The organism is uncultured Alloprevotella sp., from assembly GCF_963536905.1.
Lineage (GTDB): Bacteria > Bacteroidota > Bacteroidia > Bacteroidales > Bacteroidaceae > Alloprevotella.
In genome coordinates this window covers 1-14,311 of sequence record NZ_CAUTBW010000055.1, presented here as the reverse complement: position 1 = coordinate 14,311, position 14,311 = coordinate 1, and the positions used below count along the sequence as shown (strand labels likewise).

The 14,311-nt window shown below is 46.7% G+C and carries 7 protein-coding genes and 1 pseudogene; 1 reads left to right on the top strand and 7 read right to left on the bottom strand.

Going from position 1 to position 14,311, the window contains the following annotated elements; genetic code table 11:
• The 7 genes and pseudogenes from ABLA33_RS08810 to ABLA33_RS08780 all read right to left on the bottom strand — a co-directional run.
• A pseudogene (locus ABLA33_RS08810) lies at positions 1-181 on the bottom strand (cell filamentation protein Fic); the annotation flags it as partial.
• A 224-nt stretch (positions 182-405) separates the two neighbouring features.
• A complete protein-coding gene (dnaK, locus tag ABLA33_RS08805; protein WP_347720013.1) occupies positions 406-2,319 on the bottom strand; it encodes a molecular chaperone DnaK in 1,914 nt (637 codons plus the stop codon).
• Between the two features lie 898 nt (positions 2,320-3,217).
• The gene (locus ABLA33_RS08800) at positions 3,218-5,293 is read right to left on the bottom strand and encodes a sulfatase-like hydrolase/transferase (RefSeq protein ID WP_347720012.1); all 2,076 of its coding nucleotides are present in this window, start codon (positions 5,291-5,293) and stop codon (positions 3,218-3,220) included.
• Between the two features lie 175 nt (positions 5,294-5,468).
• Positions 5,469-8,939 carry a transcription-repair coupling factor gene (mfd, locus tag ABLA33_RS08795; RefSeq protein ID WP_347720011.1) on the bottom strand — a complete coding sequence of 1,157 codons (3,471 nt, stop codon included), beginning with the start codon at positions 8,937-8,939 and terminating at the stop codon, positions 5,469-5,471.
• Between the two features lie 76 nt (positions 8,940-9,015).
• Positions 9,016-9,777 carry an HAD-IA family hydrolase gene (locus ABLA33_RS08790; RefSeq protein ID WP_347720010.1) on the bottom strand — a complete coding sequence of 254 codons (762 nt, stop codon included), beginning with the start codon at positions 9,775-9,777 and terminating at the stop codon, positions 9,016-9,018.
• A 67-nt stretch (positions 9,778-9,844) separates the two neighbouring features.
• Complete coding sequence (locus ABLA33_RS08785; protein ID WP_347720009.1) at positions 9,845-11,176, bottom strand: glucose-6-phosphate isomerase; 1,332 nt, start codon at positions 11,174-11,176, stop codon at positions 9,845-9,847.
• A gap of 1,503 nt (positions 11,177-12,679) precedes the next feature.
• On the bottom strand, positions 12,680-13,147 hold the full coding sequence (locus tag ABLA33_RS08780; protein ID WP_347720008.1) for an ASCH domain-containing protein: 468 nt from the start codon (positions 13,145-13,147) through the stop codon (positions 12,680-12,682).
• Between the two features lie 604 nt (positions 13,148-13,751).
• On the opposite strand from ABLA33_RS08780, the gene ABLA33_RS08775 reads away from it, so the two are divergent.
• A complete protein-coding gene (locus tag ABLA33_RS08775) occupies positions 13,752-13,949 on the top strand; it encodes a hypothetical protein (protein ID WP_311489656.1) in 198 nt (65 codons plus the stop codon).
• Positions 13,950-14,311: the final 362 nt, after the last annotated feature.

Genomic DNA, 14,311 nt, shown 5'->3' with positions numbered 1-14,311 from the left:
TTTTGAGATACTTCCAATAGTTTCTCGTCTTTTGGTAATCATCTTGCTCGTTAATTGCAGCAATGATGTCCAGTACAGAGAACCACCACTTATTGTGTTCGTCGTCCCACACCGCCCTTACTTCACGGTCGTTGAAGAAGTGAATTGATTTTTTATGCTCTACCATAATAAAGTTACTCATCTGGGGTGTTATCGGATTCTGCGCGAGGATTTGAGGAGTCTTATCTGCGGAAAGTAGTGCAAAGATTGGCTGGCTCTGATTGCAGTGCGCATGAGTTGCAAATATAGTAAATAATTGTATGGAAAGATAAAAGGAAAGTGAAGAGTATTTAGAGTACGCAAAAATCCCAGTAACTGTTGAGAGTTACTGGGATTTCTTCTATTTAGTTAGTGCATTTAATGCTTTTACTTCACTTCCTCAAAGTCGGCATCTTGGATGTCGTCCTTGGATTGAGCGCCTTGCTGAGCACCACCTTGGAAACCGGCGTCAGCACCAGGTTGTTGAGCACCACCTGTTTGCTGGTACATATCTGCACTGGCAGCTTGCCAAGCATCATTGAGCTCTTTGATAGCAGCATCGATAGCGTTGATGTCTTGAGCCTTGTGAGCATCTTTCAGCTTCTGGAGAGCAGCCTCGATGACAGACTTCTTGTCAGCGGGGAGCTTGTCGCCAAGATCCTTGAGCTGGTTCTCAGTCTGGAACGCCATAGAGTCAGCTTGGTTGAGCTTGTCGATGCGCTCTTTTTCCTTCTTGTCGGCCTCTTCGTTGGCTTGTGCTTCTGCCTTCATGCGGTCGATTTCTTCCTGGCTCAAGCCTGAAGATGCTTCGATGCGGATGGCCTGTTCTTTACCCGTAGCTTTGTCCTTGGCACTTACGTTCAAGATACCGTTGGCGTCGATGTCGAACGTTACCTCAATTTGAGGAATACCGCGGCGAGCGGGAGCAATGCCGGCGAGGTTGAAGCGACCGATGCTCTTGTTCTGAGCGGCCATTGGACGCTCGCCCTGGAGCACGTGGATAGTCACTTCGGGCTGGTTGTCTTCAGCCGTTGAGAATACCTGGCTCTTCTTGCAAGGAATGGTAGCATTGGCTTCAATCAGTTTTGTCATAACGCCACCCATCGTTTCGATACCGAGACTCAGCGGAGTAACGTCGAGGAGAACGATGTCGCCTACACCTTCTTCCTTATTCATAATAGCGCCCTGAACAGCAGCACCTACGGCTACTACCTCATCTGGATTAACACCCTTGCTGGGCTCTTTGCCGAAGAAGTTCTTCACCATTTCCTGAACAGCAGGAATACGGCTGGAACCACCCACGAGGATCACCTCGTCGATATCGCTAGTGTTGAGGCCTGCGCTTTGCAGTGCTTCCTGGCAAGGTACTTTACAATCCTCGATGAGCTGATGAGCAAGTTGCTCGAACTTAGCGCGTGTCAGCGTCTTAACCAAGTGCTTGGGCACACCGCCTACTGGCATGATGTAAGGCAGGTTGATTTCGGTTGTCGTAGTAGAAGACAGCTCAATCTTAGCCTTTTCAGCAGCTTCTTTCAAACGCTGCATTGCCATCGGGTCTTGCGTTAAGTCAGCACCCTCATCGTTCTTAAATTCTTCTACCAACCAGTTGATGATAACATGGTCGAAGTCGTCACCACCCAGGTGAGTGTTACCGTTTGTTGAGAGTACTTCAAATACGCCTCCACCCAATTCGAGGATAGAGATATCGAACGTACCACCACCGAGGTCGAATACGGCAATCTTCATGTCCTTCTTAGACTTCTCCAAACCATAAGCAAGAGCAGCCGCAGTAGGCTCATTCACGATACGCTTTACCTCGAGGCCAGCAATCTGACCAGCTTCTTTAGTAGCCTGACGCTGAGAGTCGGAGAAGTAAGCTGGAACTGTGATCACAGCTTCTTTTACCTCCTGTCCGAGGTAGTCCTCGGCTGTTTTCTTCATCTTCTGAAGAATCATTGCACTGATTTCCTGCGGAGTGTACTGGCGGTCGTCAATTTTAACGCGCGGAGTGTTGTTTTCTCCCTTTACAACCTCGTAGGGCATACGTGCAATTTCTTTTGTCACTTGGTCGTAGGTTTCACCCATGAAGCGCTTGATAGAATAAACCGTACGCTTCGGGTTGGTGATGGCTTGGCGCTTTGCGGGGTCGCCCACTTTGCGTTCGCCACCTTCAACAAATGCTACTACAGAAGGAGTTGTGCGCTTGCCTTCGCTGTTAGCAATAACAACGGGCTCGTTACCTTCGAATACGGAAACACAGCTGTTCGTTGTACCTAAGTCTATACCAATAATCTTTCCCATAATTGTATTTTTTTATTTTGTTATTATCTAATATTAATCGGAGTGGTGTTTCCACACACTCTCTTTTGTGATTTGCTTATCTTATTTGCAAGAGGCGTGCCAAAATTTGAACCTGACAGAGAAAAAGATATTTTTTGTTGTTCCTTTATCGAAACTTTCTGGAAGAAGGGCAAAGATACGGCCCGCTTCTTTTTAGTTTCTGCTATGTGAGGTCATTTTGTCTGATGCGTGTTTGCGAATGGCGAACTGCTCTCAGATGGCAACACTTGTTTGCTTCTTAATTGTTTGCACCTATTGCAAACTGTGCGCCAAAATAGGCGTGGTGTACATTGAAATTTATGGAGTGATGCAGAATTAAGAAGTGTTTCTCGGGGTAATTATACTTTACACTCTGCTTTTTTGTTCTGATGCAGAATTGCCTAAGGATGTGTTGAGAAAGCTGCTGTAAAACATAAAAACTGGAGTATCGCTACAACGTGCATCTCGTTTTTCTTGAGAAACAAAAGAGAAATGAGTCGTTCTCTTATAATTTCAGTTTTTTCTATGTGTCGAAAAGGTGTAGTTTTCCTTATTCTATTCAAAAACACAATAAGGCTGTCAGCTGGCAGTCTTATTGTGTCAGTCGATAGCCTTATTGCATTTTTTGATAGGCTTATTGGACGAGTCAGACGAATCAGAGTTGTCTGATGTCCCACTTACTGTGATTGGGTTTTGAATCCATTCTCACCTTGTTAGAATACGAATTCTGTTTACATTTCTTTGTGAAAATTGTCGCTACAAAGTTTCTTGTGGTGCGGCAGATTTTCAAGCAGGGAGAGGGAAGCTGGGCAGGGAAGGTTTCAACAGAGAAACAAACAGCCCCTTCTCCAAGTGGGGAAGGGGCTGCAGAAGATGTTTTTTATTTATTCACCGTCTGATAAAAACTTACTGCTTTTTGCGTCAGTCCTACGTCCTGCTTTTGGAGTAGCGTCTCCTCGAAAGTGCCATCGGGATTAGGGCGAACGGCGTATTGCTGCACTTTCCTCACGGGCGAAAGCACTGTGAGAATGTGGTTCTCATAGTAGCCCAAATCTTGATAGGTGGCGAGGAAAGCCCGCTCTTTGAAGTTGGGCGAAAGGATGTCGTTACCGGCAAAGCTAACTTTAGCCGGGAGGTGAAGGATGGAGAAGAGTGTGGGCAAAATGTCTATTTGCGAGCACACCTTGCTCACAATCTGTGGCTGGATGCGTCCGGGGCTGAAGATGAGGCACGGGATGTGGTATTTCTCCAGTGGCAGCGAGGTTTTGCCTGCACTCGAAGCGCAGTGGTCGGCAATGATGATGAACACCGTATTCTTGAACCATGGTTTCTTCGCGGCCTTGTTGAGGAAGTCGCCGATAGCGTAGTCGGTGTACTTCACTGCAGCGTTGCGCGTATAGGGATTTCCTTCGACATGTATTTTCTCCGTAGGATAAGTGTAGGGGCGGTGGTTGCTTGTCGTCATAAATTGCGCAAAGAAAGGTTTACCTGTTTTTGCGTCGGCATCAAACACCTCCAAGCCTTTGTTGAAAATATCCTCATCACAAACGCCCCAAATGTTGGCAAAGGTGATGTTCTGTTTAGCTATGTTGGAGCGATCAATCACCTCATAACCATTGTGGGAGAAATAGTCGCCCATGTTGTCGAAATAACTGTAGCCACCATAGAGAAACTGCGTGGTGTAGCCCAACTTACTGAGCTGATAGCCCACAGAGAGTGTGCCCATGCGGTTGTTCTTCTGCTTGATGACGCTCTCCCCGGCATGAGGTGGGATGCAAAGCGAAAGAGCCTCCAAACCTCTCACGGTGCGATTTCCGCACGCGTAAAGACTGTCGAAAACAAGGCTCTGCGTCATCAGCCGGTCGATGTTTGGCGTGAGTCCCTCCTTGTTGCCGTAGCGCGTAAGGAAGTCGGCGCTCAAACTCTCCACCGTGATCAGCACGATATTGCATTTCTCTGCTCCTTGCCCATCTGAGAGTTGTTTTGTTCTATGGCTGTCCAAGCCTGTTTGCTGGCGATAGAGCGCCTCGCATTGTGCTGGTGGGAGCATCGTGTAGAACTTGTCATACTCCAATTTGTTGTTCAAGAAAGCCCTCACAAAGTCGTACGCGCCATTCTGCTCGATTTGCGTGACATACTGATTGTTGGCGTCAAGGTTATGCGTCAGTGATGTAGCTCCAAAGCCCGCCCCAACAAGCACCACAGCCAGCAGCGTTTCAAAGCCGAAGCGACGGAGCTGGTAGTTTCCCTCCAACTGGAAACGGCGTTTGCGCACGACCACCAAGATGAGGCCCAGCGTGATCAGTAGGAGAACGGCTATTAAAGGAGCGATGGAATAGGACTCCATGATGTTGCCGATGACTTCGTGTGTATAGACCAGATAGTCCACGGCGATGAAGTTGTAGCGCACGCCAAATTCCTCCCAGAAAAAGAACTCGCCCGCAGAGACCACTAATAACAACAGTATATAGATGCCCCATGTGAGATAAAGCGTGCAGGCGCGCCATGCTTTGCGTATGCGCGGAATGAAGGCGCGGAGGGAGAAACTCAGGAGTTTCCATCCCAAGAAAATTTGAGCAATGCGCGGAGCACCGCCACCATATTGGCGGAAAATAGATCCAGGCCAAAAAGCGTAAGCCAATCCTGCAATGAGTAGCAGGCAGATGGAGAAGGCTGCATACTTCTTATATTTGTATTCGTTGAGCCCTATGTAGAAAACAAAGAGCGGGATGAGGAGCAGCAATCCCATACCAAAGTCGGACAGAAGTCCGACGGTGAGACCACGTAGTATGCCCATCGCCGTGTAAGTGGCATCGGCTGGAGAAAAGGCCATGAGCACGATGCGCAGGATGAAACCAATGATGAGATACAACGACAAGAAGTGGCCGCCAATCAAGTAGAGAGGATTGATTCGCTTAGTCCTCTCCGAAGAGCAGAAAAGTGTTTTTAGATTCATATTGATAAGAGAGAATGTTTTTTAGTAGGAATCATATTTAGCCAAAGAACGTGCGAGGCGTGTGGCAGAACAAGGAAGTCGGCACTTCTTGTAGATTCTCTAACCATTTTGAGCAAGATGGTATAGAATGGGCAAGTAGTTTTCAGAGCTGAAGTTGCCCGCGATGCGCAATGCCTTATTCCGTGATTTTTTGGAGTAGACTGAGAGCGCGCTCCACCGTGGGAACGTTTTTGATAACCATACGGCGTTTACCCGCACTTTCTTTCAATTCAGTGGTGCGATAGTTTTGCGTGGCATACTGAATGAGGCGGTCGAAAGTAGAACTCTGATAGAACGGCGAATCATATTTCGATACGAAATAAAGAGTCATGCGCCCATTCTTTAGCGTCAGTCGCTCTGCTCCCACCTTGCGGCCAAGACGGCGCAGAGGTACGATGCGCAAGAGTTCCTCACCTTCGGGCGGCAACGCACCAAAGCGGTCGGTCATGCGCTGGCGGAAATCGGCAATTTGCTCATCAGTAGTGAGTCCGTCCAACTCGCGATAGAGCAACATACGCTCGCTGGCTCCCGGCACATAGGTTTCGGGGAAGAACGCGTGCAGATCGCATTCCACATTGCATTCATCTACAAAGAAGTCGCCTGTGAGAGTCGAATGTTGCAACTCTTCTTTGTACAACTCGGCAAACTCGTCATTTTTGAGTTCGCTGACTGCTTCTGCCAAAATCTTTTGGTAGGTTTCGTAACCTAAGTCGGCAATAAAACCGCTCTGCTCCGCGCCCAGCAAATTGCCTGCTCCGCGGATGTCAAGGTCCTGCATGGCGATGTGTATACCCGAGCCCAAATCGCTAAACTCCTCGATGGCTTGCAGTCGGCGGCGGCTCTCCTCACTCAAATGCGCCAGAGGTGGCGCCAGGAGGTAGCAAAATGCTTTGCGATCCGAGCGACCCACGCGGCCGCGCATCTGGTGGAGGTCGCTCAGTCCGAAATGGTTGGCGGCATCAATGATAATGGTGTTGGCATTACTGATGTCGATACCATTCTCCACGATGGTGGTGGAGATGAGTACGTCGTAGTCGTAGTTGGCAAAGCCCAGAATGATTTTCTCCAATTCGGCGGGGGGCATCTGCCCGTGACCGATAGCCACGCGGGCATCGGGCACATATTTCTTAACCAATTCTTTGAGGTTCTGAAGCGCAGAGACGCGGTGAGTCACGATGTAAGTCTGTCCGTTCCGACTCATTTCGAAATTAACGGCATCGGCAATTATCTCGTGACTAAAGGTGTGTACCTCTGTCTGTATCGGGCGTCGGTTGGGGGGTGGCGTTTGAATGACGCTAAAGTCGCGCGCGCCCATCAGAGAGAACTGCAAGGTGCGCGGAATGGGTGTGGCCGACATGGTGAGTGTGTCTACATTCACTTTCAGCTGGCGGAGTTTCTCCTTGACAGCTACTCCGAATTTCTGTTCTTCGTCGATGATGAGAAGTCCCAGATCTTTGAATTTCACACTTTTGCCGATGAGTTTGTGAGTGCCCACAAGAATATCGACTTTCCCCTCGGACAAATCAGTTAAGAGTTCGCGCACCTGTTTCGGCGTACGAGCACGCGAGAGATAGTCCACGCGTACGGGGAAGTTCTTCAAGCGTTTCTCAAACGTTTTGAAGTGTTGCAAAGCCAGAACGGTTGTAGGCACGAGCACAGCCACTTGTTTCCCATCGGCTGCAGCCTTCATCGCTGCCCGCACGGCAATCTCCGTTTTGCCAAAGCCTACATCTCCACAAACCAGACGATCCATTGGTTTTGCACTCTCCATGTCGGCTTTCACTTCTTGCGTCACTTTGAGCTGGTCGGGCGTGTCTTCGTAAGCAAAACTGGCTTCCAACTCGTTTTGCAAGTAGGTGTCGGCACTGTAGGCAAAGCCTTTTTCCTCTTTGCGCTTCGAATAGAGCTTGATGAGGTCGCGAGCAATGTCTTTGATTTTCTTCTTGGTGCGCTCCTTTAGTTTTTCCCAAGCTCCCGTACCCAGGCGGCTCAGCTTGGGAGCTTCGCCCTCGCGCCCCTTGTATTTGGAAAGCTTATGAAGAGAGTGGATGCTCACCAAGACGATGTCGTCGTTTTGGTAGGTCAGCTTAATCATCTCCTGCTGCGTACCATCGGCAGCGGGCATACGCACCAATCCGGCAAAGCGTCCCACGCCGTGGTCGATATGTACGATGAAATCGCCCGGCTGAAACTGCATCAGCTCTTTCAGCGTAAGGGCCATCTTGGCATCGCGGGCGTGATCGCTCTTTAGGTTGTATTTGTGGAATCGGTCGAATATCTGATGGTCGGTGAAGAAGCACACCTGCAAGTCTTCATCAGAGAAACCCTCGTGCAAAGTTTTTAGAACGGGGGTGAAAAGCGGTGCATCGGCCGACGAAGCGGAGGTCGGCATCGTGACATCTGTGGGAAGTGAGGCCAGAATCTCTGTCAGGCGCTCGTTCTGCTTCCCGCTGTCGGCTGCAATATAAATGCGATAGTGGCGGTCGCGGAAATCGTTGAACGAAGTCTTGACCATCTCGAAGTTCTTATGATAGATGGGCTGCACCTGCGTTTTGAAATGCAGTTGAGCCTTTGGCGTATCTGACGGAGTGTTACCCATCTCGATGCGTTGCAGGGCGAGGAGAGCTTTGCCCAGTTCGCGTCCCGACACAAGCAGGCGGTTTTTGTCAAGCTCCTTTGTTGGGCCTGCCGTGAGAGTGGAGCAGCGTGACTCCTCTTCTTCCTCATAAATTTCCCATTCGGGGCGTTCTTTGCTATCCTTTTTCTCGATGTAGGCTTGTTTGGCAAACCCTTCATCGAAAACCTTCTGTATGGTGTCAGTAATGAGAACCCAATTCTTCACCACAAGCAAAGCATCGGTGGGAAGATAGTCTGTGACTGGTACTAAATCCGAATTGCCTCCTTCCATTTCGGGTACTACGGCAACATCTTTCAAGCGATCTTTAGACAGCTGTGTCTGCACCTCAAACGTACGAATCGTTTCCACATCATCACCGAAGAAATCGACACGGTAAGGATATTCGGAGGAATAGCTAAATACGTCCAAAATACTACCGCGCACGGCAAACTCTCCAGGCTCGTAAACGTAGTCTACACGGCGGAAACCCAGCTCCAGCAGCTGGCGCTCGAGCTGCGGAAGGTCGTAGTTTCCGCCTTCCTGAATCTTGATGGTGCGCGCCTCAAACGAGATTTTCGGTGCCACACGTTCGCTCAGCGCCTCGGGGTAGGTAACGATAAAAAGATATTCCTCATTTCTGTCCGCTAATGCATTGAGTACCTGTGTGCGCAGTACCTCGTTGGCGGCATCCCGCTGCGCGTATTTTACAGCACGGCGATAAGAGGAAGGAAAGAAGAGCACATTCTTATCGCCCAGCATCTGTGTGAGGTCGTGATAGAAATACCCCGCCTCTTCTTCATCATTGAGCACGAAGAGATAGGGCTTTCCTTTAATGCGTCGGCACGTGAGGGCGGCAAATACCATTGTGGCAGCTGATCCGTGAAGCCCGTCGCAAAAAGTGAGTCGCGGACTGCTTTCTCCAATTATTTTAGCCAGAGCTGCCACCTGCGGGTGAGTAGCATAGAGTGGAAGAAGTTCGTTGAGAGTCAAAGTGAGTGGAAATTACGATATTTTCTCAGAGAAATCCGAGCAGGAGAGGAATCTCCCCCCGCTGGAAGAAAAAGTTTTAGCCTCTCCATTCATCGGCTAAAGCCGTCATGGAGGGGAACAGAATATTTGCGCCAGCATCGCGGAGCGTCTCGTTGGAAAGCGGTCCCGTATTGACGGCGATTGTACATATCTGAGCCGCGCGGGCAGCTTGAACGCCTAAGGGAGCATTCTCTACAACGAGAGCTTCCCAAGGCTGAACGCCAGCTTTCTCCAGTCCTAAGAGGTAGGGATCGGGATGAGGCTTACCGTGGCGGCAATCTTTGCTCGATACGATATGGTCGGGATTGAAAAAACCAGGGTAGTGGGTTTGCAAACGCTCAAGTAGTGAGGCCTGTCCACTTCCCGTCACCACGAGAATCTGAAGTCCTGCATCGCGCACGGCGTTGAGGACACGTTCAGCTCCAGGCATATTCTGCGCCATCTCGCATTCGTTGAAGAGTCGGCACTTCTCGGCATAGATTTCCTCTATCTCTTCCGTTGTAGCCTCTCGGCCCCAGTTGAGGCGGGCAAAGCTGTTGATGGTAGAAGCTCCTGTGCGCCCTTCGTGGAGGTAGGCGTCCTCCGCTGTTATACCCAAACGGAAGCGTTGTCCCACTTCTGCCCAACTTTTGGCGTGGTTAGGCATCGAGTCGAAGAGTACTCCGTCCATGTCGAAAAGAACGGCTTTCAGACAAAAATGCTCAAAGCCGTTCTGTTCCAAATAAGCAAAAACAGCCTCGCTGAATTTCTCCGTGAGGAAAGATTCAGGGGCTGTTATATTATTATAGGTATGAGTCATTATTTGTGAACGAGAAATCCCCTCTGCCTCCCACGCGGGAAGACGAAGGGGATGTACGTTGTATCTCTTACTTGTTCAGACGTTCACGAATAGCTTTGCTCTCAGCCTCATAGCCAGGCTTGTTGAGCAGTGCAAACATATTCTTCTTGTAGCTCTCAACGCCCGGTTGGTTGAACGGATTAACGCCCAGTAAGTTACCACTAATGCCGCACGCTACTTCAAAGAAATAGAGCAACTGACCGATGTAGTACTCCGTTAGTTCTGGCACGCTGATGCGGATGTTGGGAACGCCGCCGTCTACGTGAGCCAACTGTGTGCCCAGTTCGGCCATCTTGTTGACTTCGTCCACGTGCTTGCCCTCGAGGAAGTTCAAACCGTCGAGGTTTTCCTCATCGTGGGGGAAGAGAACGGTATACTTTGACTTTTCAACAGAGACAACAGTTTCGAAGATATTGCGCTCGCCTTCCTGAATCCACTGACCCATAGAGTGGAGGTCTGTGGTGAGATCTACAGCAGCGGGGAAAATACCCTTGTTGTCCTTGCCTTCGCTCTCTCCATAAAGTTGCTTCCACCATTCATTGACGTAGTGGAGTTTTGGCTGATAGTTGGCGAGAATTTCGATGTGCTTGCCTGCACGATAAAGCAGATTGCGAACAGCGGCATATTGTTCTGCGGGATTCTCAGCATAAGGAGCTGTTTGGCAGAGTTTCTCCATGTCTTGCGCACCGCGTACAAGTTCTTCAATATCGAAGCCTGCGCAAGCAATGGGCAGGAGGCCTACGGGAGTGAGCACGCTGAAACGACCGCCAACATTGTCGGGGATCACATAGCTCTTATAGCCTTCTTTGTCGGCCGTTACGCGAGCAGCACCTTTTTTAGCATCGGTCACAGCAACAATAACCTTGCGTGCCTCTTCCTTACCGCGCTGCTCTTCACACTGGCTGCGGAGCAAACGGAAAGTGAGGGCCGTTTCGGTGGTAGTACCCGACTTGCTGATGTTAATAACACCAAATTTGCGAGTTTTGAGATAAGTGGTGAGTTCACTCAGATAGTCCTCACTGATATTATTACCAGCAAAGAGAATGCGGGGCGTTAGTTCTTCAAAATTATTTTTCAGACATTCGATAACAGCGCGCGCACCGAGATAAGAACCACCGATACCAGCCACTACGATAGCCTCGCAGTTTTCACGAAGCGTCTGTGCCGTAGCCTTGATGTCGGCCAAAAATTCGGGAGTGATGCTGGAAGGCAGATGCAGCCAACCGAGGAAGTCATTACCCTGGCAGGTGCCGTTCTCAAGTGATTCGTGAGCCTTCTTTACTTCGGGCTCTAAAGTAGCCACTGCGTCAGCGTTCAGAAACTGAGCAGCTTTCGTGATGTCAAGTTTAATTGCGTTCATTGCTCATAAAGTTTTAATCTTCGCTGCAAAGATAATACTTTCTCATCGTACATGGCTGACAGATAAATGGTAATGTTTCAAAATGATAGTTTTAATACTACGACTTTTCTTGTAAAAGTGTGCTCCACATCTAAGTGAACAAAAACTTGGAATGGTAACCTCCCATGCCTCTCTCCTATAAAAATAATGGAGCTGATGTTAGTTATCTTTTGTGGTGCATGAAAAGTAGGTGAAGTATGGTTGTATTTTTATCTATAGTGTAGATCTTTTTCATTGCCCAAAAGTTGTTTTAGGTAGTATTGGAGGTAGTAATGCAGCTCGTGTGCAAATTTTCTGTTAAAATTAAGAACAAAAAAAACGCATTTTTTATTCTCTCAGAATAAGCAAGAAAAAAGAATTTAGAAAGCGCGGTGTTTTTATGTATATAAGAGCTTGGAAATATCTACTAAATATTGCCTATTCTTTTTACCTAAAATGTCTGGTGGAAGATGCCAATAATCTCTCAAAACTCTATTTTTTTTCTTGTAGAAAGCTTGTTAAACTAAAAAAACTTTTTCTAACTTTGCGCTCCGTAAGCGCTACCTTGGTGTTGGGAAAACTTTTCTTTCGTCAAGGCAAAGTACACTTCTGAGCTAAGTTCTTGACTTAGCGACAATGGAGATATTCTTCTTGCGCTGAGAACAGAGATGACCCAGGGAACTGATAGAGAAGAAGAAAGCGGAAATAGAAAAATCTCTCCTTGCTGAAAATAACTATATAACTGAAATAAGGAAAGAGAACAGCATTCCCTGCAAATAAAAAAAGAACAAGAGATTAAACCACACAACAGCCGAGGACAAAAGAGTCAGAGCTGAATGTGGAACTATAGAATCAAGCAAAATGATGCTTATAAAGGATGAAAAAATGGAGCGAATTAAGGACTAATAGGAAGCTTCAATAAACTCTTATCATCAAACATGGCTTCTCGCCCTAACAACCTCAAGTTGTTGGGCAAAACAATAAAGCTGAGGTTTCATTGGGCGGGAGTATGTCAAAGAGTCACACCATCAAGTTTTGTCGCAGAAGGCAAAAGGTATTGCAGAGTCTATTGATTCTCCTCTCCCAAGCCACCAGACAATAAATGTAACTTGAATGAGAATTGGCAGATAAGTGCGAAGTTTCCGTTCCCCCAGTATCTCACTGCTGGAGATTAATAGGAATTCTTTAGTCACTATGTCAGAACTTAAGGTAGTATCTGCCAATGGGAGGTGTGTTTACTTTCATATTCCCTGCCCAATATTAACCTCTGAACCGTCAATGGAAGGGTTTCTTTCTTCTTGCTTACAAAATCTATGCTAGAAAAACACAGTGTTAGTTAAAAAGGTTTCAATTTCCACAAATACATAATCTCAGTGCAAGCTAGCTTACTCTAATCTGCACTAAGTTATTAACTCCTTGAGCTGCATCCTCTCCTTTATTATAGACAGTAAAGAGAGAGGAGTATGGGAATGTGCGAAGAACGATTTACTTCCTATGAAGTTCTACTATTTCTCCCAGATGGAAAACTGCCATCCAAAAGCACAGATTCCCTTCTGCATCAATTTTAGCCATATCATTTTCATCAACAGAGAAGCGTGCAGGATTCCCTTTCTTATCCAAGAGCGGCTGAAAAGTGATGTCCGTGATTTCAACAATGGCTGTATCACGCTCTTTGGCATAGCCAACTGCGAGATGGAGAAACTCCCATTTCTGTTTGGGGATATAAGGATAAACACCATTATTCCAGATACAGAGATCGCCAAGTAGCTCATCGTCTTCACTGATCAAAGTTGTGTCAAATAGTGGCCAACCTTGCTCGCTCACTTCTAGGTATTTCTTGTAGGTGGTATCCTTTATTTCTCGATATTCCTCTTTCTTTGATCCTTCTATGATTTGATCAAAATATACCTGTTTTATTGTCAGGTAAAGTGTGTTTTCTTTGGTTGATTTCATATTCTTAGTTGTTTGTATTTTACTGAGTATTCTACCTCTGTTTCTTTTTATTCGCGTCTTTCTTTTGTGTGCTCAAGTTTTCTGCACGTAATTTCGAATGTGGAGATACTCGATCTCTCAGGAAATCGCTTTTAAGGTAGACTTGCTATAGATGTACCCAGCAATCTATGGCAAATATAAAGAGAATATTTGATAGGAGACAAATATAAAAACTCAAAACGTGGTAAAAGCTGAATATGATTATGGTAAAACATTAGAGTCTTTTTCGAGCAAACTTTAAGAGAAGATTTGAATCCGCGGATATCTCTGATCTTCTTGTCACGCTAACAAAATCTTATTTATCAATTGATTATCTTCTCTGTGACGACATGGCAACAAAAAATGATTTATTGGGAGAAGATATGGACAAAATTCGGGGAGGACCGGAAATATGAATACGAAGCAATATGAGAAAATAAAATAGGGGCAATTAAGCCCCTAAGTGTAGAAAGGGTAAGACTCGAACTTCCTATATCACCGCTGTTAACGCTGCTCGCTCCCAAATCATGCGACCATCAATCTACACCGCAAAGATAAAAAGAGAAATTCATAAAAGCAAAGAGAAATGGCAAAGAAAATTTTAGTAACGGTTGAATATGGAGAGAATAAAACTTACTCTTGTTATAGTGAGACACCGATAGGAGATTATGCCCTTATCGATGGAGACGGTAATACCGTTGCGGAAGCAAAGGCGGATTTTCTAAGGGCGGTGGAAGAATGCCGTGAGGCTTATCCTGAATTGGCTATTATGTTAATCTTATGAGAATTACAAAAGAAAAAATATTAGTAAGATGCATGGTAGTATGTAAAAAAGATGTATTTTTGCATGCCAATTCTGTAAAAGCGTAAGAATAACTGTTTATAAGGAAATATTATGCTGAAAGAAACGTTTTGAAAGCTTATATTCTGACTATCTAAGAGTATGTTGCTAGAATGTAAGTCTAATAATAGAGTGCGAGGCATTTTGAGAAAGAATACTCTAGCTTAGGGATGTTTTCACTATTGCAGTATGCAATAAAAAAGGTGTCAAGATTTTGGAAGAGTCCAATCTTTACACCTACAAAAAAAATAAGAACAATGAAAAAGGAATATCTCAAACCTTCATTCGAAAGTTTATCCGTAGAG

Coding starts and splice junctions, on each gene's coding strand:
- ABLA33_RS08780 (WP_347720008.1), bottom strand. CDS start 13,147: ATGAAATCAACCAAAGAAAACACACTTTACCTGACAATAAAACAGGTA.
- dnaK (WP_347720013.1), bottom strand. CDS start 2,319: ATGGGAAAGATTATTGGTATAGACTTAGGTACAACGAACAGCTGTGTT.
- ABLA33_RS08785 (WP_347720009.1), bottom strand. CDS start 11,176: ATGAACGCAATTAAACTTGACATCACGAAAGCTGCTCAGTTTCTGAAC.
- ABLA33_RS08775 (WP_311489656.1), top strand. CDS start 13,752: ATGGCAAAGAAAATTTTAGTAACGGTTGAATATGGAGAGAATAAAACT.
- ABLA33_RS08790 (WP_347720010.1), bottom strand. CDS start 9,777: ATGACTCATACCTATAATAATATAACAGCCCCTGAATCTTTCCTCACG.
- ABLA33_RS08800 (WP_347720012.1), bottom strand. CDS start 5,293: ATGAATCTAAAAACACTTTTCTGCTCTTCGGAGAGGACTAAGCGAATC.